We start from the raw sequence: 18,319 nt of genomic DNA, 5'->3' as shown, positions 1-18,319 counted from the left end.
GTTGATCTATGGGTGAGTTTGCGGTCCGGGCGATAGTTTCGGGGGTCATTGTGGCTATCGTTGCAATCATCGCCCGTCGCTATCCCGCCATGGGCGCGCTGATCGCTTCACTCCCATTGATTTCTATATTGGCGATGATCTGGTTGTGGCGGGACACAGGCGATACGGAACTGCTCGCCGGGCATGTACAGGCGACTTTCTTTTACGTTATTCCCAGCCTGCCGATGTTTCTCATCATCCCGGTCATGTTGCGTCAGGGGATAAATTTCTGGGCTTCTCTGTCTGCCGGCATATTGGTGACGATAATCCTCTATCTCGCGACAATTCCGATTGCGGCTCGTTTCGGCATCAAGCTATGAGCACATCATGACACAGAATATCACTGTTGCCGCTTTGCAGCTGTCCTTGAACGGCAGCGAAGTGGAAAATATCGAGGCTGTCAGCGCGCATGTGGCTGAAGCAGCCGAGCAGGGCGCACAGATCATTTTGCCGCCGGAACTTTTTGCCGGTCCCTATTTCTGCAAGACAGAAGATGAAGCGCTGTTCGCGCTCGCCAAACCGGTGCAAGACAGCGCGCCGGTGCAGGCCATGCAAAAACTAGCAAAGCAACTGGGCGCAGCGATCCCGGCGAGCTTCTTCGAACGGGATGGCCAGCATTACTATAACAGCATCGCGATGATCGATCCTTATGGTGAGATCATAGGCGTCTATCGCAAAAGCCATATTCCCGACGGTCCAGGCTATGAAGAGAAATTCTATTTCCGCCCCGGAAATAGCGGCTTCAAGACCTGGGATGTTTGCGGAACTACCATCGGCGTCGGAATATGCTGGGACCAATGGTATCCGGAAACCGCGCGGGCGATGGCGCTGATGGGCGCTGAAATTCTGTTTTATCCGACCGCGATCGGTTCCGAGCCCTATGATGCCGACCTCGACACCAGCCGGATGTGGCGGCGCGCGATGCAGGGGCATGCGGTCAGCAATTGTTTGCCCGTGGTCGCGAGCAATCGCATTGGTGAGGAAGAAGGGCAAAGCTTTTATGGCCACAGCTTCATCGCCAATGAATGGGGTGATCTGGTGCTGGAATATGGCGCAGACGAGAGCGGCGTGCTTGTGGCGACCTTTGATCTGGAACAGGCACGTAAGCATCGTGCAGGCATGGGATTCTTCCGAGATCGCCGGCCGGAGCTCTACGGGCGTTTGGTTGAGGATCGCTAGTTTTGCGCCAGTGCAGCTCTAAAAACCGCTTCAAACATCTCGGCCGTCAATAGTTTGGTGTTCACGTTGTACCGGCTGCAATGATAGCTGTCGATCAGGATACGATTGCCGGGCAAGCTATGTACCGCACCGTGCGCGAATTTATGGTCCGCCAGTCTGCTGCCTGTCATCCTTATGACGCTGTCATGAGCAATTTTGCCGAGTGCGAGGATGACCTTTAAGTTGGGCAAGCCATCCAGCGCCTTGATCAGGTAGGGGCGGCAGTTGTTAATCTCCGCACCATTGGGCTTGTTCTCCGGCGGCAGGCATTTGACGGCGTTTAGGATGATTGTGCCGTTTAGAGTCACACCGTCATCTGCGCGGGATTGGAACTCGCCGTCGGACAGGCCGACCTTGTTCAACGTAGCGAACAACAGATCACCGGATGCATCACCGGTAAAGGCTCTGCCGGTCCGGTTTGCGCCCTCCTTACCTGGCGCGAGACCAACAATCGCTAGCCATGCGTCGGGGTCTCCAAAGGCCGGGACAGGTGCATTCCACCATTCCGGTTGATCTTTTCGGAGCGATTTGCGCAGGCTCACAAGCCTTGGACAGCGACGGCAGTTTTTGGGCGCTTCGGCAAAAGGAAGGGGGCCAAAAGGAAGGGGGCCGTGATCGCTCATAGCCCCCGCCTAAAATCATTTGGACATCACGTCCAGCAAACTACTGAATAATCAGTCTTTCAATTCAGCCGGAACAATGCCGCCATTGGCTGCAATTTCGGACATGACGCGCTTGTGCAGCGCGATATTGTCTTCTGCCGATCCACTATAGCCCGCATTGCCGAGTTCCTGTGCCAGCGCCTTACGGTTTTCATAGCTCGCGTCAATCTGGACGAGCTTCATCAGGTCCACAATCGATGTGCGCCAGTTTAGCTTGTCTGATCCTGGAATATTGTCGAGCCGTGCAGTAACATCCACTTCGGTAATGGCTGCGCGAGCCGCTGGCGCTGCTTCTGCCGCCGGGGCAGCTTCTGGCTCAGCGGCTTTTGCTTCACCACCGAAAATTGCGTTTTTGATTTTTCCAAATATGCTCATGATGTGCTCCTCTTTGGTTTCCTTGGGTCTTGTCATTCGCCCCTTCGATGGTTTCTTCGGTGTTACAGCCTGCAGAGTCAAATACCGGAAGCCGAATTTCGGCCGATTTATAGGTTTCCCGAGTGTAAACACTGGTAAAGCTTTCCCGTTGCGCGTTTAGGCGGGGAAAAATCTGGTACAAAGGGCCCCTGAGAACAGAATCAAAGCAGAAATTTTTGGGATTAAAGGAGACCGGTGATGAATATTTTGGATGTTTTGCAGCAATCTGGTGGCATCGAAACAATGGCACGCGAGCTGGGGGTGAACGAAAGCGTGGCTCAAGCGGGGGCTGCGGCGCTACTTCCATCCATTTTAGGCGGTTTCAAGAAAACAACGCAGGCACAACCCACGGGTTTGGATGGACTGGGTGGTCTATTGGGACAGCTGGGCGGTGGCGGGCTGCTCGACAGTGTGCTAGGCAGCCCTCCTACACCGGTGAGCCAGGGCAATGAAATTCTCGGTCAGATTTTTGGATCGAAAGAAGTCAGCCGTACAGTTGCTGCCGGTGCAGAACAGCAAACCGGTATTAGTAGTGACTTGCTCAAGAAAATGCTGCCCATCGTTGCGATGATGGTTGCTGGCTATATGGCGAAGCAAAGCGGTGACAATTCAGGTAACGGAGGCGGCTTGGGCGGCCTTATTGGAGGGCTATTGGGTGGTGGTTCCAAAGCCTCTTCTGGCGGACTTGGCGGGTTGGGATCATTGCTTGATCTGGACGGGGATGGAAACCCTCTCGACGACATTATCGGCATGGCCGGTAAGCTGACCCGCTAATATCAACGAAGGAGACGATCAATGGGACTTTTGGACAATGCACTGGGCATGTTGCCCGACAATGTGAATTTGGACAGCTTGGCCGAGAAAGTCGGCATGTCGGCCGATGAATTGAAATCCAGCGGAGAAGCGCTTTTCACGAAACTGCAGGATGGCAGCGTTGATAAAGCAACCGCGATCAAGGAAGCTGCGGCAGAAGCCGGTGTCGATGCGGAGAAGTTAAAAGGCCTGATGCCCGCCATGGCTGAAAAAGCGGGTCTGGATGGCGAAGGCGGTCTGATGGAAAAACTCGGTGGAGAAGACGGTATCCTTGGTAAAGTCAGCGGTTTCCTCGACCGGGATGGCGATGGCAATCCGCTAAATGATATTACGGATATGGCCAAGGGCTTCTTCAAGAAATAGGCATTGTCGTAACTAAGCTAAAAACGGTTCTAGTCCTCCAGCGCCTCGAGTTGGAGGACGCCGCCTTCTACAGCTGTAACCCGCGCTGTGGTACCTTTTTTCATATCTGGTCCTTTTGCGGGCCATTCACCATCAGCAACTTTTGCGCGGCCGCTGGTTGCGCTGATCGCTTCGACCACCGTAACGGTTTGGCCGACAAGCCGCGCGGACCGGTCATTGAGCAATGGGTCTTCGCTTTCAACCTGATTGGCCAAATACCAGCGGCGGCCAAAGAAAACCGATGCTAGTGAGAGTAAGCCGAACAGCGTGAATTGACCGGCGACGGTGATGTCGACGAACATCGCAACAAAGCCTGTAACCGCGGCTGCCGCTGCCAGCCATATAAGAAACACGCCCGGTACCATGATCTCGCCAATGCCTAACAGGAGCGCAATTATCAGCCAGTGATAATGCGATTCCAGCGACATTATCTGTTCAATGATATCCATATCTGTTCGCCTTATTGTTCAAACGGACCCTTGCGACGGGGCGGCGGTGTCACGGCACCGTCATTGTCGCCCAGCGCTTCCTTGGCCAGCTCGCCAATGCCGCCCAATGTCCCGATAAGCTGTGTCGCTTCGACCGGGAACAGGATGGTCTTAGCATTGGGTGAGACCGCAAATTTCTCGACGGCTTTGACATAGTCCTGCGCGACGAAATAGTTGATCGCTTGAGCATTTCCATTTGCGATCGCTTCGGACACCATTTTGGTCGCCTTAGCTTCGGCTTCCGCTTCGCGTTCACGCGCTTCGGCATCGAGGAAAGCAGATGCCTTACGACCCTCTGCTTGCAAGATTTCGCCTTGCTTTTCGCCCTCTGACCGCAGGATTTCGGAAGCCCGTGCACCCTCTGCATCCAGAATATTAGCCCGTTTCTCACGCTCCGCTTTCATCTGCCGCGCCATGGCGTTCACGATATCCTGTGGCGGCCGGATATCTTTAATCTCGACGCGGGTGATTTTAATGCCCCAAGGGGTCGTCGCATCATCAATCACAGTGAGCAGGCGCGCGTTAATTTCATCCCGTTTGGATAGCGTTTCGTCCAGATCCATCGAACCCATCACAGTCCGGAGGTTGGTGGTCACCAGATTGAGGATGGCGTTATAAAGATCATTGACTTCATAAGCGGCTTTGGCGGCTTCCAACACTTGAAAGAATACCACGCCGTCGGTGGAGATCATCGCATTATCTTTGGTGATGATTTCTTGACCCGGTATGTCGAGTACTTGCTCCATCATGTTGACCTTTCGGCCTACACGGTAAAAAAATGCTGGATAGAAGTTGAAGCCCGGCTTTGCGATGGCGGTGAAACGACCAAAATATTCGATCGTATATTCATAGCCCTGGCGAACAATCTTGATACTCGCGCCGAGATATATGATCACCAACAGGAAAAAGAAAAATGCGGCTGTGAATTCCATCTGTGAAGCCCTCCATCCTTAAGTCTGATTATCATTGATTATTTGCCGTATAATGCCAAGGAAAAAGCGAATATTCCCCTCAAGAACAAGGTTACCACATTTCATGCGTTTTTATGTCACCGTTGCCGCTCTGATTTCTTCGTTCTCAATGACGGCCCACGCGGAGGATATTTCAGAAACGGATTTGCGCGCTCATATCGAAATATTGGCGAGCGATGATTTCGGTGGCCGGAAGCCCGGGACGGAGGGAGAGAACAAGACCCTTCAATATATCGCGGCGCAGTGGCAGCAGGCCGGATTGGTGCCCGCAGCCGGATCGTCAACCTGGTATGCGCCAGTAGCTCTGGTGGATCGGACGCCATTGGAGCAGACTGTGCGCTTTACGAGGTTCAAGGGCGAGCGGGAAAAGACCATTCGGATTGATGATGATCAGATCATCTTGCGCTCTTCCATGCAATCAGGGCGATCGACCAATGTCCCCATCGTCCACGTAGGCTATGGTAACCAGAGCACCGATTCACTGGCAGACGCCGTGTCGACCAAATTGGCTTTCATGTTTGTGGGTTCGCCAATTGGAACCGAGGATTTCCCAAGCTATCGTGAACGCAAAGCAAAAGTCCTGGCCGCTGGTGCATGGGGAGTCATCTCAATTGCAGGTAGTGAGGCTCGTTATGCCCGTCTGGCCAGGCGCTTTCGCCGCGCCAGCACCAATATCGACGCTGAGGGATATCATGCCGGTATGGAAGGTATTATCACCAAGGCGGCGGCGGAAAAGCTGCTGCGCAAAGCTGGTGTCGACTACAAGCAACTGTTCAAAGATGCGGCTTCGGGCGCGTTTAGTCCAGTGGAAACGGGCGTCTATGCAGATCTGACGTCCAGTACCCGGGTGCGATCCTATCAATCCCACAATGTCATTGGAAAAATTCCCGGACGCAAACCAGGTAGCGGTGCCGTGCTGTTTCTTGGTCATTGGGATCATCTTGGTGAATGTCGCCGGGAGCCCACCGTAGACCGAATCTGCAATGGCGCGGTCGATAATGCCAGCGGTATCTCGCTGCTGATCGAAACAGCCAAGCGGCTGGTAAAGGATCGCTCGGATCGGGATATCTATTTTCTCGCGACCACGGCGGAGGAAAGTGGATTGCTTGGCGCCAGAGCCTTTGCCGCTGATCCTAGTTTCCCATTGGAAGATCTTGTCGCTGTGTTCAATGTGGACACCGTGGCTTTGGCACCAGATGGTAAGCTGTTGGCGATTGTCGGACGCGGTAAGACGAGTTTGGACGAGGATCTTGAAAAAGTCGCTGCTGCAGAAGATCGGGAAATAGACAAGACCGACAAAGCCAATGCTTTTCTGAAGCGCCAGGATGGCTATGTTTTCCTGGAGAAAGATATCCCGGCCTTCATGATAACCAGCGCTTTTTCAGATCAGGAGCGTCTCGATAGTTTTTTGAATGGTCGCTATCACGATGTTGATGATGAAGTGGATGAAACACTTTTGTTGGGCGGCGCCGCAGACGATGCGAACTTCCATGTTGCGCTGGGTCGCTATTTCGGTAGCGTCGACTCCTATCCTTTCAAATATGACGGGAAACTTGGGACGAATAGTGCTGGCGAATAGTTGCAGAACTGATTACATGGGCCGCCACAGAATCGAATTCAGCATATCAGAAAGTGGCCTTCCATGAGCAGCAGAGAAATCCGAACCGGACTTACATTTGACGATGTTCTGTTGCAGCCCGGAGCGTCCGATATTGTTCCAAGCCAGGCCAATACCCAGACTTGGCTGACCAAGGAAATCGGACTTAATATTCCGGTTTTGTCTTCAGCGATGGATACCGTGACAGAGGCTGACATGGCTATTGTAATGGCCCAGATGGGCGGCATTGGTGTGCTTCACCGCAATTTGACGCTGGAGCAACAAATTGCTGCGGTACGGCAGGTAAAACGATTTGAATCCGGTATGGTTGTCAATCCGATCACCATAGCGCCGGATGCGACCTTGGCAGACGCCGAAGCAACCATGTCGCAAAACAAGATATCAGGTATTCCTGTGGTGGAAGCGAGCGGAAAACTGGTTGGTATATTGACCAACCGAGATGTCCGCTTTGCAGAAAATCCGCGGCAGCCTGTCTCCGAACTGATGACGAAGGATGATCTAGTCACGGTTCCGGTAGGCGTCAGTCAGGAAGAAGCCCGTAGAATGCTCCACCAGAGGCGCATTGAAAAACTGTTGGTGGTTGATGACGGCTATCGGTGTGTGGGACTGATCACCGTCAAGGACATTGAAAAGGCGGTGACCTATCCCGATGCCACCAAGGATAGTTCGGGGCGTTTGCGGGTGGCGGCTGCATCAACGGTTGGCGATGCAGGTCTGGAGCGGACCGAAGCGCTAATTGATGCGGAATGTGATCTGGTCGTCATTGATACGGCGCACGGTCATAGCAAAATGGTTTCGAAAGCGGTGGAGGAGGTCAAGAAACGCTCCAATCAGACGCAGATTATTGCCGGAAATGTTGCCACCGCTGCTGCAACGCGGGCGCTGATTGATGCTGGCGCAGATGGCATCAAAGTGGGTATCGGTCCGGGGTCGATTTGTACGACCCGCGTAGTTGCTGGCGTGGGAGTACCGCAATTGACGGCAATTATGGATTGCGCCGAAGAAGCAGCTAAATCCGGTATACCTATCGTCGCCGATGGCGGCCTTCGTACATCCGGCGATGTCGCCAAGGCGCTGGCGGCTGGCGCATCATCAGTCATGGTCGGGTCTCTGCTGGCTGGAACGGAAGAAGCGCCGGGAGAGACGTTCCTCTATCAAGGACGCGCTTACAAGAGTTATCGCGGCATGGGATCTGTTGGGGCGATGGCACGCGGATCCGCCGATCGTTATTTTCAACAGGATATCAAAGATCAGATGAAATTGGTACCTGAAGGTATTGAGGGGCAAGTGCCGTTTAAAGGTCCGGCTGGCGATGTCGTGCATCAATTGGTCGGCGGTGTGAAGGCGGCTATGGGCTATACCGGCTCAAATACATTGCAGCATTTGCGAGAAAATGCCGAATTTGTCCGCATTACCAATGCCGGTTTGCAGGAAAGCCATGTGCATGATGTTTCTATCACCCGGGAAGCACCCAATTATCCCACACGGTAAAGGGACTGGTTGATGGTAGAATTAAAGATATTTTTGCTGTTGCTGGTTTGGCCGGAAGGGCGAGATCAGGCCGATCCTCTGTGGACGATTGAGCCCTTCGAGACCGTGGCCGCGTGTCAAGACTATGCGGTCATAGCCATTGAGGATGCGACGAAGCAATACGGTGCTGATACCCAAACGCAGTTTCACTGTTTGAACAAAGATAGCCGCATAGCCGAATGACTCCATCGGCGCGCCTCCAAGCGGCTATTGAACTGCTCGACGAAGTCATTGTTGCAGCACGGGATAATGGCGCATCAGCCGATAATATTGCCAAGAAATTCTTCATGGCACGACGATATGCGGGTTCCAAAGACCGTCGAGCTGTCCGTGAGCATATCTACGCGGCTATTAGACGCTTTGGCGATCGACCGGAGAGTGGGCGGGCCGCTATGGCTGGATTGGCGGAGGAACAACCCGAATTGCGGGATTTGTTCGATGGATCAGCCTATGGACCGACTGCGCTTACGGAAAATGAAGCACGAGCCGGTGGAGTTTCTATAGCAAATTGGCTTTCAGAACGGTTTGCTGCGTTGATCGACGAAAAAGAGAAGGCGGTGTTGTTTGACCGCGCGCCACTCGATATCCGGCTGAATCCCAAAAAGGGCGATGCTAGGGCGATTAAGGGCGCATGGCCGGAAATCGAAACATTGCCTTTGCCTAACGCCTATCGCTTGCCGACCGGGACAAGCGTCGAGAATAGCAAGGCTTATAACAGTGGCCAGATCGAAATTCAGGATTTGGGCAGTCAGGCAATAGTAGCAGCCTGCCTGCTAAAGGAACCCAAGCTGGTTTTGGATATGTGTGCGGGGGCAGGGGGCAAAACTCTGGGGTTGGCGGCACAGTTGCCGGATGAGACCCGCATCATTGCGGCCGATACGGATCGTGGGCGCCTGAGCCGCATTGAACCGCGCTTGCGCCGATCCAGTGCCAACAATATTGAAACCTTGCTGCTGTCACCAAAAAAAGAGGATGAAGCGCTGGCTCCGTTCAAGGATAAATGTGATCTCGTACTTGTCGATGCGCCCTGCACGGGAACCGGTACATGGCGGCGGAATCCTGAACTGCGCTGGCGGATGACGCCAAAGAGACTTGATCAAACGGTAAAATTGCAAGCGCGATTACTGGAACTGGCTAGTGCCATGGTCGCTCCGGGCGGCCAGCTTGTCTATGCGGTTTGTTCGCTTCTGGATGCTGAAGGCGGCGACCAAACCGAGAATTTCGTCAAAAACCATCCGGAATGGCGGGATATAGAGGTTGATTTGCCGATAGGGCGGCCATATCGTAAAGGAACTCTACTCACCCCGTATCAAGACGGAACGGATGGCTTTTATTTTACCTGCCTCGAAAAATTGTGATAGCAGATCATGACAGGCACCGGCATGTTCACCGAACGTGCAGGTGGCTCTGCTAGAAAGCCTGAGTCTTTATTGGAGCTAATTATGCGTTTTTCACCCGCCGCCCTTGCGATGTCCCTGGTTTTAGCCACTGTTTCCAGTGCCAGTTTTGGCCAGTCAGCAGATGTGGAAATCAAGGCGCGTTCGGTAGCTTATATGCAGCAGGGAGAAGCCGCTCAGAAAAAGGGTAATCTGGAGCTGGCTACAGACCTCTATGAGACCGCCTTGGCTGTTGATCCACGAAACGGGTCTGCCTTCATCGCTATGGCCCAGATCGCACGAGTTCAGAAACTGCCGGGTAAAGCCATAAGATTCTACCGTGAGGCACTGATCCTGGATCCCAATAATCTGGATGCATTGGCAGGACAGGGCGAAGCGCTGGTTCAACGCGGTGCAGTTGAAAAGGCCAAAATCAATCTGTCGCGGATCGAAACATTGTGCCGGACCCGTTGTCCACAAACAGCGCAATTGTCTTCGGCTATAACCGCCTCTCAAAAGACCCCTGTTCTGTCTGCTCAGGCGGTGACTCCGAAACCGAAAGTCGGCGATGAGAAAGCCGACGACGTCAAGCCTAACTGATCTATTTCAAAAGTCGTAAACTAAGGTGGCACGGCTAAGCGTGTCGGTTTTTTCGCGCCCATCGGGCGGATTGGTCTCGTGCTCAATTGCATAAGAAAGGCGCGCAGACAGCTTTCCGTTAATCTTGGCATCCAGCCCCGTCGTGGCTGTCAGAGTATTTGTACCGGAAGAAAATATCACATTGGCGCTCGTCAGGCTTTGCGCATCCGAGGCTAACGTTGCGCCTGCGCCCTGAGTCAGTTTCAGATTTTTGGCAATTTGCCAGCCCAGATCAAGACCGATCAAGCCGGCGATACTGCTGTCCGACCCGCCTTCGGTAAATTCGGTGAGCCGCCAGGCAGGTCCGGCTTTCACATCTAGGAAAATGTCTTTCTCTTTGATCACGGTATAGCCGATCCCGCCAGAGACCGTGTAGCGTGAAGAAAAGCCCTGAAAGCGATCGCGATCATATTGCGCCAATCCATAGATGAAAAGACGGTCATCAATCTTATACTCTGGTTCCAGCGCGGCTGCATATTGCTCTCTGCTGGTCACCCCGTTGCTACGTTGATAATCGGCGCGTGCACGAAATTTCAGGCGCCAATCGACGGCATCCTTTGCCAGTTTGATTCCACCACTTATGCCAACATTGCTGGAGTTACCGGTGTTGCGAAAGCCGCCAAGCTCTCCTTCACCTGTCCAGTTTTCGAAAAAGGGCGCTTCCATTTTTGCCTTTTTTTCGGCTGCTGCGAGCTGTGTTTTCTTTGCGGTATATGCTGCAAGCATTGCATCAATTTCGGCAACATCATCGGGATTCGCAACTTTGGCAAACTTAACAACGGATTTTACCTCCGCGTCTTTGCCGGACGCAATGGCTGCCTCAATCATGGCCTTTACCGGTTCAGGAAGAGCTGCTTGTGCTGGCGATACTATGCCAGCAGCCGCTAGTGAAAACGGCCAAACTATCTTCTGCAACATACTATATTCCCGTAACTATTCCAGTTTACACTCAGATTAGCGGTCCAAATTCCTTCAATATTGCGCGATAAAGATCTCGTTTAAATGGAACGATCATTTCGGGCAAATCTGATGGATCGGCCCACCGCCAATCCGAGAATTCCGCATGGTCCGTAGCGATATTGACATGCTTGTCTTCGCCTGTAAACCGCATCAGAAACCAGTATTGACGCTGGCCCCGGTATTTTCCCTTCCAGATATTCCCTAACAATTCGTCGGGCAGATCGTATAAATATTCTTCTGCACTGCGGGCAATTACCTGCACAAGATCGGCAGAAATACCCGTCTCTTCCTCAAGCTCGCGTATCGCCGCGGCCTCGCTTTCCTCGCCCTTGTCAATTCCGCCCTGCGGCATTTGCCAGGCATCAGGATATTTGCTGTCCTGCGCATCCAGTCGCTGCCCGACAAAGACTTTGCCATCTGTGTTGGCAAGCATGATGCCGGCGCAAGGTCGATAAGGAAGGTGGCTGAAATCGGTCATAGAGCGGCCAGTGTCGCTTTCAGAGCGCTGCAGATGTCATCAACATCCTGTTGTGAGGAGGGAATGCCCTTGCGCAGGCAAATCAGCCCGTGAATATTACCCTTGGCTTCCATGAAGGTCACCGGAACACCGGCTTCAATCAGCTTGGCCGCATAGGCCCGACCTTGGTCCCGGAGCGGGTCTAGACCGCCTGTGATGAGCACCGTAGGCGGACTGCTGGGCAGATCTCCGTGGATAGGGTCACAGCGCACGTCGCCAGTGACCCCGGCATAATGACCCATGAAATAGTCCATCGAGTCCTTGGTCAATAAAAAGCCTTCCGCAAATTCCTGCATTGATCCTTCGGACGCCGTACTGTCGACGACAGGATAGATGGGAACCTGTGCAATAACGGGCACTGCCGCTGGTTTTTTGACCAAGTCTTGTGCCACCACAATCGCCAGATTGCCGCCCGCGCTGTCGCCGCAGGGGATCAGACCATCTATTTCGATGCCAAGAGCGCTACTGGCATTTTCTGCGATCCACCGGGTGGCGGCTTCACAATCATCAGGTGCAGCGGGGAAGGGTGCTTCCGGCGCAAGCCGATAATCCACTGCGATCAGCGGTAGATCCATTTGTGCTGCCATTTCCGTGCAATAGGGGTGATGGCTTTCCAGATCGCCAATGACAAAACCGCCGCCATGATAGAAGATGATTGCAGGGCCTTTTTCTCGCGTTGCCTGTTTGTCATAGTAGCGCAGCCTGATATCGCCAGCGGGCCCCGGACAGGTCAGATCTTTGATAACCGCCAGCTCTGTCGGTTCTGCGTCGACCAGAAAACGCATGCCGACATAGGCTTCGCGCGCAGCAGCTGGCTCCATCTGGTCCATCGGGACCTCCATGGCCGTTTCCAGCATCGCCAGCATCGCCTGGGCATCGGGTCTCACAAAAGCCGTCGTCATCCTCTTATCTCCGTATTGTTGCATATTGATTTGCTACTGATCTTGTGGCGAGTAGATCAGCCGGGGTTCACTAGGCAAGATGCAATCTATTTCTCCCGTTTCAAACAAAAACTTTATCCCTAGTAGTTTTTATGGTTTGAAGCAGAGGGGAGAAGTGCTTTACCGCATCTTCTAAAGAGTTTTGGGTACGGAAATTATTTATGGCTACGGCGCTTAAACAGGACGATTCAGACAATAACCAGCCGGCGAATGCGGAGAATGTCGTCGTTCGCTTTGCTGGCGATAGCGGCGATGGCATGCAGCTTACCGGCGGGCAGTTTACCTTGTCCACGGCATTGGCAGGTAGCGACCTCGCGACTTTTCCTGATTTTCCTGCTGAAATTCGGGCGCCGCAAGGAACACTTTTCGGCGTTTCCGCTTTTCAGATTAACTTTGGCAGCCGCGCCATTGAGACCGCGGGCGACCAGCCTGATGTTCTGATCGCAATGAATCCCGCTGCCTTGAAGACCAACGTCGATGCCTTGCGTGAAGGCGGTTTGATTATTGCTGACGAGGGTGAATTCGGGAAACGCAATCTCGATAAAGCCAAATATGAAAATAATCCGCTGGAAGACGGCTCTTTGGCCAAGTGGCAATTGCTCAAGTTGGATATTTCTGCGCTGACGCTCGAAGCGGTGAAGCCCTTTGGACTGGGCAACAAAGAAGCACTGCGTTGTAAAAATATGTGGACGCTGGGTCTGGCGCTGTGGATGTTCGAGCGCGAGCGTGAGCCGATTATTGATTGGCTCAAGACCAAATTTGCGAAATTGCCCGATGTGGCTGATTCCAACATTGCCGCGCTGAATGCGGGGCATGCTTATGGGGAAACCGCCGAACTTTCCGGTGACGGTCTGGGCAGCGGTCATCTGACGACACGCAAAGTGGGTGCTGCTCCGTCGGCACCGGGCGAGTATCGCACGGTGACGGGCGCAGAAGCCCTGTCGCTCGGTCTGGTGGCTGGTGCGCAGTTGGCAGACTTGCCGATGTTCTTCGGCGGTTATCCGATAACGCCAGCCTCGGCGATCCTGCATCACTTGTCGCGTCTCAAAGAATTTGGCGTCACAACTTTTCAGGCCGAAGACGAGATTGCCGCGATCGCGGCCGCCATTGGTGCGAGCTATGCGGGCAAATTGGGCATTACATCCTCATCAGGTCCCGGTATTGCGCTGAAAGGCGAAGCCATGGGGCTGGCTATCATGACAGAGCTGCCATTGGTGATTGTCAATTCACAGCGCGGCGGGCCTTCGACCGGTTTGCCGACCAAAACCGAGCAATCGGATCTTTATCAAGCCATTTATGGCCGCAATGGTGATGCGCCTATGCCGGTCATCGCGGCGCGTTCGCCGGGCGATGCATTTGAATGTGCGATTGAAGCGGTGCGGATAGCGGTGCAATATATGACGCCGGTCATGCTGCTCACCGATGGTTATATTGCCAACGCGGCAGAGCCCTGGAAGATCCCGGATGTCGATACGCTGGAACCGTTTCCCACAACCTTCCTGGACAAAATGCCGGCAGACGGATTGAAACCTTACGCGCGTGATGAAAAACTCGCGCGGCCATGGATCAAACCGGGCACGCCGGAATTGATGCACCGGATTGGCGGCATCGAAAAAGGCATCGATACCGGCCATATTGATTATGGCGCGGCCAACCACCAGCAAATGACCGAGATCAGGCGCGACAAGGTATTGGGCGTTGCCGACAGCATCCCCGATCAGGATGTTGCGCTGGGCAAAGCAGGCGGCAAGCTGGCCGTTGTCGGTTGGGGATCAACCTTTGGACCAATCCATCAGGCGGTACGCCGTGCCGTGGAGGCTGGAAAGGACGTTAGTCATATCCATATTCGTAACGTCTGGCCGATGCCGAAAAATCTCGGCGATTTGCTGAAAAGCTATGACCGGGTGATAGTGCCGGAGATGAATACCGGGCAGCTGAAAACTGTGTTGCGCGATCAATATCTGGTCGATGCAAAGCCTGTAAACAAAGTATCGGGCCAGCCCTTTACCATTGCCGAAATTGAAGCGGCGATTGAGGAGAATCTGTCATGAACGAGATGACAAAAATCACGACGCTGAAAGACTGGGAAACCGATCAGGAAGTACGCTGGTGCCCGGGTTGCGGTGACTATGCGATTCTGAAAGCGGTGCAGCGGACGATGCCGGATCTCGGCGTCCGTCCGGAAGATACGTTGTTTGTCAGTGGGATCGGCTGTTCTTCTCGCTTTCCTTATTATATGGAAACTTACGGTTTTCACACGATCCACGGCCGCGCACCTGCAGTGGCGACGGGTGCCAAGTTGGCTAATCCCGATCTGGATGTGTGGATCATTACCGGTGACGGTGACGCGCTGTCCATCGGTGGCAATCACACCATGCACCTGTTGCGGCGTAATCTGGATTGCCAGATCATGCTGTTCAACAATGAGATTTACGGTCTGACCAAGGGGCAATATTCCCCGACATCACGTGTTGGTACAAGCAGCCCGTCCACGCCTTACGGTTCGGTTGATCGGCCCGCTTCTCCCTGTGCCTTTGCACTGGGCTCCGGCGCCCGGTTCATCGCCCGCGGCATTGACGTGCACAAGGATTTGACCAATGTTCTGAAAGCCGCCCATGCGCACAAGGGTGCCGCTTTTATAGAGATTTTTCAAAACTGTATCGTCTACAACAAAGATGTTTTCGAGGAATTTGCGGCTAAGAAAACCGCCGCTTCTACCCAGCTCCTGCTCGCCGATGGTGAGCCGATGCTGTTTGAAAAAGGCGAAAAGGGCATTACGCTAGATCGTGAAACCCTGTCGTTGAAAGTCGTCGATGTGGTCGATGGTGACTGGCAGGCGGCCAATGTGATCGTCCATGACGTGACCAATCGTTCTGTCGCGCATATGCTGATTGAAATGCCGTTCGGGGAATTCCCGATGGCCATTGGTGTTCTTTATGACGACCCGCGTCCGACATTCGAAAGCGCTGTCGTTGAGCAAAATGCGAAGGCGGCGGAAGGTAAGAAGGCGGATCTGCAGGCGCTGCTCAACAAAGGTCAGACCTGGACCGTTACCGAGGACGGGCCGGAACTTTAGCGGCCTTTTCCAGCACTTGATGCTTGCAATGTAGGATTTGCTTTGCCAGCATGCAGGCAAGGCTTCAGTCCTGTTCGTCACGCTATGGGGTGGGGCGATTCTGAACGGAAATTTCGTCGCTGATATGAAACAGTTCAACCGAATTTCACCCTCGTTTCGCGTATCATTTGTCAACTTTCTCGACCTGCTCTAGGCCGCCGATCGCATGGACAATCTTACGCATAGTCTTGCCGGGGCTGTAATTGGCCAACTCGGTCTGAAAAAGAAAACCGGACTGGGCATGGCGACGTTGATAATCGCCGCGAATCTTCCCGATATTGATGCGTTTGCGCCGCTACTTGGCGGCCATCAGCATCTTGCCATGCGTCGGGGCATTACGCATGGTCCGATTGCGATAGCGATCCTGCCACTGATCCTCACCGGTATCATGCTATGGTTTGATGGCTGGCAGACCAGACGCGGCAAACGGCCAGCAGATCGATTACCCATTCACAAGGGCTGGCTCCTGGCTTTGGCCTATATCGGTTGTCTCAGCCATCCTGCACTCGATTGGCTCAACAGCTATGGCATTCGGTTGCTCGAGCCCTTTTCCTCGCAATGGTTTTATGGCGATAGCATCTTCATTATCGATATCTGGATCTGGGCGGCGATGATCGCGGGCGTCTGGATATCACGGCGGCGGGAGAAAAAGGGCAGGGACGACTGGCAGCGGCCGGCATGGATAAGCTTTGCAGTGATCTGTGCCTATATTTTTGCCAATGGTCTGATTACCGGCAAAGCGGAAACAGACACTGAACTGGCGGTGACCCAGCGTATAGGGCTGAAACCAGATCAGGTGGTTGCCAATCCTGTACCTGTTACTTTTTGGCGGCGGGAAATGCTGTGGCAAATGGGTCAAGGTGTCGACGCCAAATATGGCGAAGGGATGTTTGATCTCCTCGATCCGGAGCCTTTTTACTGGAAAGGTGAATGGATAGAGAATGATGCAACGCAGGCCATGGTTGATAAAGCCAGAAGGTCAGATCCAGATGTAGATGCGTTTCTGTTTTGGTCGAGAATGCCGGTTTTGCAACAGGACAAGGATGCTGCATCTGAAGACGGTGTGACCTTGAACATTTCCGACATGCGGTTTCGCAGCCCGCTGGTTCAGGACCGTTTCGCCATAACCACTGTAATACCGAACGATGCAGAGCCGGGAGCAGGGGAAACCGCCAAAGGTGATCAATGACGTCACCTACGATTCTCTGGTTCCGCCGAGATTTGCGGCTTGCTGACCAGGCAGCATTGGCGGCCGCCGCCGCTAAAGGCCCGGTCGTCCCGATCTATATCCTCGATGACGAAACGGCGAAGCATCGCAAAATGGGCGGTGCATCGCGCTGGTGGTTGCATCACAGTCTGAAATCACTCGATGCCGATTTGCGGGTCAAAGGATCACGGTTGATCCTGCGTCGCGGCAAAGCGGCCGATATCCTGGCTGAACTCGCTCAGGAACGCGGTGCCCAAGAGATCCACGCGCTGCATCATTATGAGCCTTGGTGGCTCAACGCGCAGAAGGAATTACGGGCCAAATTGAATGATAATACTGAACTCGTTCTGCACCACGGCAATTATCTCCTTCCGCCCGGCACATTGAAGACCGGTAGTGGCGGACCCTATAAAATCTACACACCATTCTGGAAATCCCTGCGCGAACGGATGCCGCCGGCGCCAGCGATTGTCCCGCAAAAGGCACTGGAATCGCCGGACGACTGGCCCGACAGTGATGTTCTGGATGATTGGAATTTGCTTCCAACCAAACCGGATTGGGCGAAAGGATTTGCCGACCATTGGACGCCGGGTGAGCAAGGCGCGCAGGACAGTCTGGAGGCATTTGTCGATAAAGCGGCCCAATATGATGAAGGCCGTAACTTGCCATCCGAACAATTGGTGTCCCGCCTGTCTCCGCATCTGCATTTCGGAGAAATCAGTCCGGCCGCGATCTGGAACCGGTTGGCTGGGCAGGGTGCCAAGATTGAAACATATCTCAAAGAGATTGTCTGGCGAGACTATGCGCAAAATATCATTCAGCAATTCCCGCAATATGGCGGGGAAAGCTATCGTGAAAAATTCCGCGCGTTCCCGTGGCGCGACATGTCTGAGCCCAAGGTCCGCAAGGACTATGACGCCTGGTGTCGCGGTCAGACCGGCTATCCGATTGTCGATGCCGGTATGCGGGAATTGTGGGCGACCGGATGGATGCACAACCGCGTGCGCATGATCACGGCCAGCTTCCTGATCAAGCATTTGCTGATCGACTGGCGCGAAGGCGAGAAATGGTTTTGGGACACGCTTGTTGATGCCGATTTTGCGTCGAATAGCGTCAATTGGCAGTGGACGTCCGGAACCGGTGTCGACAGCAATATGTTTGTTCGCATCATGGCACCGCTTACCCAATCGGAAAAATTCAATGCAGGAGACTATATTCGCAAATGGGTGCCGGAACTGGCGGATATCAGCGATCCCTATATCCATGATCCCGAGGAAAGCGGGGCTAAACCGCCGAGCTATCGTTCAAAAATCATTGCGCACAAAGAGGCGCGCGCGCGGGCGCTGGATGCCTATGCGCAAGTGAAGTGAGGGAAAGGATTGAAATGGCTGAAATATATGCTTATTCAT

20 protein-coding genes are annotated in these 18,319 nt (G+C 53.6%); 12 read left to right on the top strand and 8 right to left on the bottom strand.

Annotated elements, in window-relative coordinates; translation table 11 throughout:
* The first annotated feature begins 8 nt into the window (after positions 1 to 8).
* Together AC6I9Z_RS13075 and aguB are read left to right on the top strand one after the other, a co-directional pair.
* On the top strand, positions 9 to 359 hold the full coding sequence (locus AC6I9Z_RS13075; protein WP_108809769.1) for a DUF3147 family protein: 351 nt from the start codon (positions 9 to 11) through the stop codon (positions 357 to 359).
* A gap of 7 nt (positions 360 to 366) precedes the next feature.
* The gene (aguB, locus tag AC6I9Z_RS13070) at positions 367 to 1,218 is read left to right on the top strand and encodes an N-carbamoylputrescine amidase (protein ID WP_461456226.1); all 852 of its coding nucleotides are present in this window, start codon (positions 367 to 369) and stop codon (positions 1,216 to 1,218) included.
* Here aguB and AC6I9Z_RS13065 read toward each other — a convergent pair.
* Both AC6I9Z_RS13065 and AC6I9Z_RS13060 read right to left on the bottom strand, forming a co-directional pair.
* Entirely contained in the window at positions 1,215 to 1,880 is a 666-nt protein-coding gene (locus tag AC6I9Z_RS13065; protein ID WP_461456225.1) for a uracil-DNA glycosylase, read from the bottom strand. The two genes, aguB and AC6I9Z_RS13065, sit on opposite strands and share 4 nt — an antisense overlap.
* Before the next feature lie 51 nt (positions 1,881 to 1,931).
* Entirely contained in the window at positions 1,932 to 2,294 is a 363-nt protein-coding gene (locus AC6I9Z_RS13060) for a DUF3597 domain-containing protein (RefSeq protein WP_109356721.1), read from the bottom strand.
* Between the two features lie 237 nt (positions 2,295 to 2,531).
* Here AC6I9Z_RS13060 and AC6I9Z_RS13055 point away from each other — a divergent pair, with 237 nt between their 5' ends.
* Complete coding sequence (locus AC6I9Z_RS13055; RefSeq protein WP_461456224.1) at positions 2,532 to 3,107, top strand: DUF937 domain-containing protein; 576 nt, start codon at positions 2,532 to 2,534, stop codon at positions 3,105 to 3,107.
* Positions 3,108 to 3,128: 21 nt separating this feature from the next.
* Complete coding sequence (locus AC6I9Z_RS13050) at positions 3,129 to 3,509, top strand: hypothetical protein (protein ID WP_109356723.1); 381 nt, start codon at positions 3,129 to 3,131, stop codon at positions 3,507 to 3,509.
* Between the two features lie 29 nt (positions 3,510 to 3,538).
* Here AC6I9Z_RS13050 and AC6I9Z_RS13045 read toward each other — a convergent pair whose 3' ends face one another.
* Together AC6I9Z_RS13045 and AC6I9Z_RS13040 are read right to left on the bottom strand one after the other, a co-directional pair.
* Complete coding sequence (locus AC6I9Z_RS13045) at positions 3,539 to 3,997, bottom strand: NfeD family protein (protein WP_461456223.1); 459 nt, start codon at positions 3,995 to 3,997, stop codon at positions 3,539 to 3,541.
* A gap of 11 nt (positions 3,998 to 4,008) precedes the next feature.
* The gene (locus AC6I9Z_RS13040; protein WP_461456222.1) at positions 4,009 to 4,968 is read right to left on the bottom strand and encodes an SPFH domain-containing protein; all 960 of its coding nucleotides are present in this window, start codon (positions 4,966 to 4,968) and stop codon (positions 4,009 to 4,011) included.
* Between the two features lie 103 nt (positions 4,969 to 5,071).
* Here AC6I9Z_RS13040 and AC6I9Z_RS13035 point away from each other — a divergent pair, with 103 nt between their 5' ends.
* Positions 5,072 to 6,586, top strand: coding sequence for a M28 family peptidase (locus AC6I9Z_RS13035; RefSeq protein ID WP_461456221.1), 1,515 nt, complete (start codon positions 5,072 to 5,074; stop codon positions 6,584 to 6,586).
* A gap of 63 nt (positions 6,587 to 6,649) precedes the next feature.
* Positions 6,650 to 8,116 carry an IMP dehydrogenase gene (gene guaB / locus AC6I9Z_RS13030; RefSeq protein ID WP_461456220.1) on the top strand — a complete coding sequence of 489 codons (1,467 nt, stop codon included), beginning with the start codon at positions 6,650 to 6,652 and terminating at the stop codon, positions 8,114 to 8,116.
* Positions 8,117 to 8,137: 21 nt separating this feature from the next.
* Here guaB and AC6I9Z_RS13025 read toward each other — a convergent pair whose 3' ends face one another.
* Positions 8,138 to 8,344 carry a hypothetical protein gene (locus AC6I9Z_RS13025; protein ID WP_461456219.1) on the bottom strand — a complete coding sequence of 69 codons (207 nt, stop codon included), beginning with the start codon at positions 8,342 to 8,344 and terminating at the stop codon, positions 8,138 to 8,140.
* On the opposite strand from AC6I9Z_RS13025, the gene AC6I9Z_RS13020 reads away from it, so the two are divergent.
* Both AC6I9Z_RS13020 and AC6I9Z_RS13015 read left to right on the top strand, forming a co-directional pair.
* Positions 8,335 to 9,513, top strand: coding sequence for an RsmB/NOP family class I SAM-dependent RNA methyltransferase (locus AC6I9Z_RS13020; RefSeq protein WP_461456218.1), 1,179 nt, complete (start codon positions 8,335 to 8,337; stop codon positions 9,511 to 9,513). The two genes, AC6I9Z_RS13025 and AC6I9Z_RS13020, sit on opposite strands and share 10 nt — an antisense overlap.
* A gap of 84 nt (positions 9,514 to 9,597) precedes the next feature.
* Positions 9,598 to 10,131, top strand: coding sequence for a tetratricopeptide repeat protein (locus AC6I9Z_RS13015; RefSeq protein ID WP_461456217.1), 534 nt, complete (start codon positions 9,598 to 9,600; stop codon positions 10,129 to 10,131).
* A gap of 6 nt (positions 10,132 to 10,137) precedes the next feature.
* Here AC6I9Z_RS13015 and AC6I9Z_RS13010 read toward each other — a convergent pair whose 3' ends face one another.
* From AC6I9Z_RS13010 to AC6I9Z_RS13000, 3 genes are read right to left on the bottom strand one after another with little or no spacing between them, the layout of a single operon-like run.
* Positions 10,138 to 11,088: a DUF481 domain-containing protein gene (locus AC6I9Z_RS13010; RefSeq protein WP_461456216.1), complete on the bottom strand. Its 951-nt coding sequence runs from the start codon at positions 11,086 to 11,088 to the stop codon at positions 10,138 to 10,140.
* 31 nt (positions 11,089 to 11,119) lie between these two features.
* Positions 11,120 to 11,608, bottom strand: coding sequence for an RNA pyrophosphohydrolase (locus AC6I9Z_RS13005; RefSeq protein WP_461456215.1), 489 nt, complete (start codon positions 11,606 to 11,608; stop codon positions 11,120 to 11,122).
* Entirely contained in the window at positions 11,605 to 12,549 is a 945-nt protein-coding gene (locus AC6I9Z_RS13000; protein WP_461456214.1) for an alpha/beta hydrolase, read from the bottom strand. Before AC6I9Z_RS13000 ends, AC6I9Z_RS13005 begins: the two co-directional genes overlap by 4 nt.
* Before the next feature lie 200 nt (positions 12,550 to 12,749).
* Between AC6I9Z_RS13000 and AC6I9Z_RS12995 the strand changes: the two genes are divergently transcribed.
* The 4 genes from AC6I9Z_RS12995 (at position 12,750) to AC6I9Z_RS12980 (ending at position 18,280) form a co-directional block, all read left to right on the top strand.
* Positions 12,750 to 14,639 carry a 2-oxoacid:acceptor oxidoreductase subunit alpha gene (locus tag AC6I9Z_RS12995; protein ID WP_461456213.1) on the top strand — a complete coding sequence of 630 codons (1,890 nt, stop codon included), beginning with the start codon at positions 12,750 to 12,752 and terminating at the stop codon, positions 14,637 to 14,639.
* Positions 14,636 to 15,664 (top strand): 2-oxoacid:ferredoxin oxidoreductase subunit beta, encoded by a 1,029-nt coding sequence (locus AC6I9Z_RS12990; RefSeq protein ID WP_461456212.1) that lies wholly within the window; start codon positions 14,636 to 14,638, stop codon positions 15,662 to 15,664. Before AC6I9Z_RS12995 ends, AC6I9Z_RS12990 begins: the two co-directional genes overlap by 4 nt.
* A gap of 205 nt (positions 15,665 to 15,869) precedes the next feature.
* A complete protein-coding gene (locus AC6I9Z_RS12985; protein ID WP_461456211.1) occupies positions 15,870 to 16,892 on the top strand; it encodes a metal-dependent hydrolase in 1,023 nt (340 codons plus the stop codon).
* Positions 16,889 to 18,280, top strand: coding sequence for a cryptochrome/photolyase family protein (locus AC6I9Z_RS12980; protein ID WP_461456210.1), 1,392 nt, complete (start codon positions 16,889 to 16,891; stop codon positions 18,278 to 18,280). The genes AC6I9Z_RS12985 and AC6I9Z_RS12980 overlap by 4 nt, the downstream gene beginning before the upstream one ends.
* The last annotated feature ends 39 nt before the right edge of the window (positions 18,281 to 18,319 follow it).

The sequence above is a fragment of the Parasphingorhabdus sp. genome (assembly GCF_059726685.1).
Note: the sequence above shows the minus strand (reverse complement) of the source record. Positions and strands in the feature narration are given on the sequence as shown.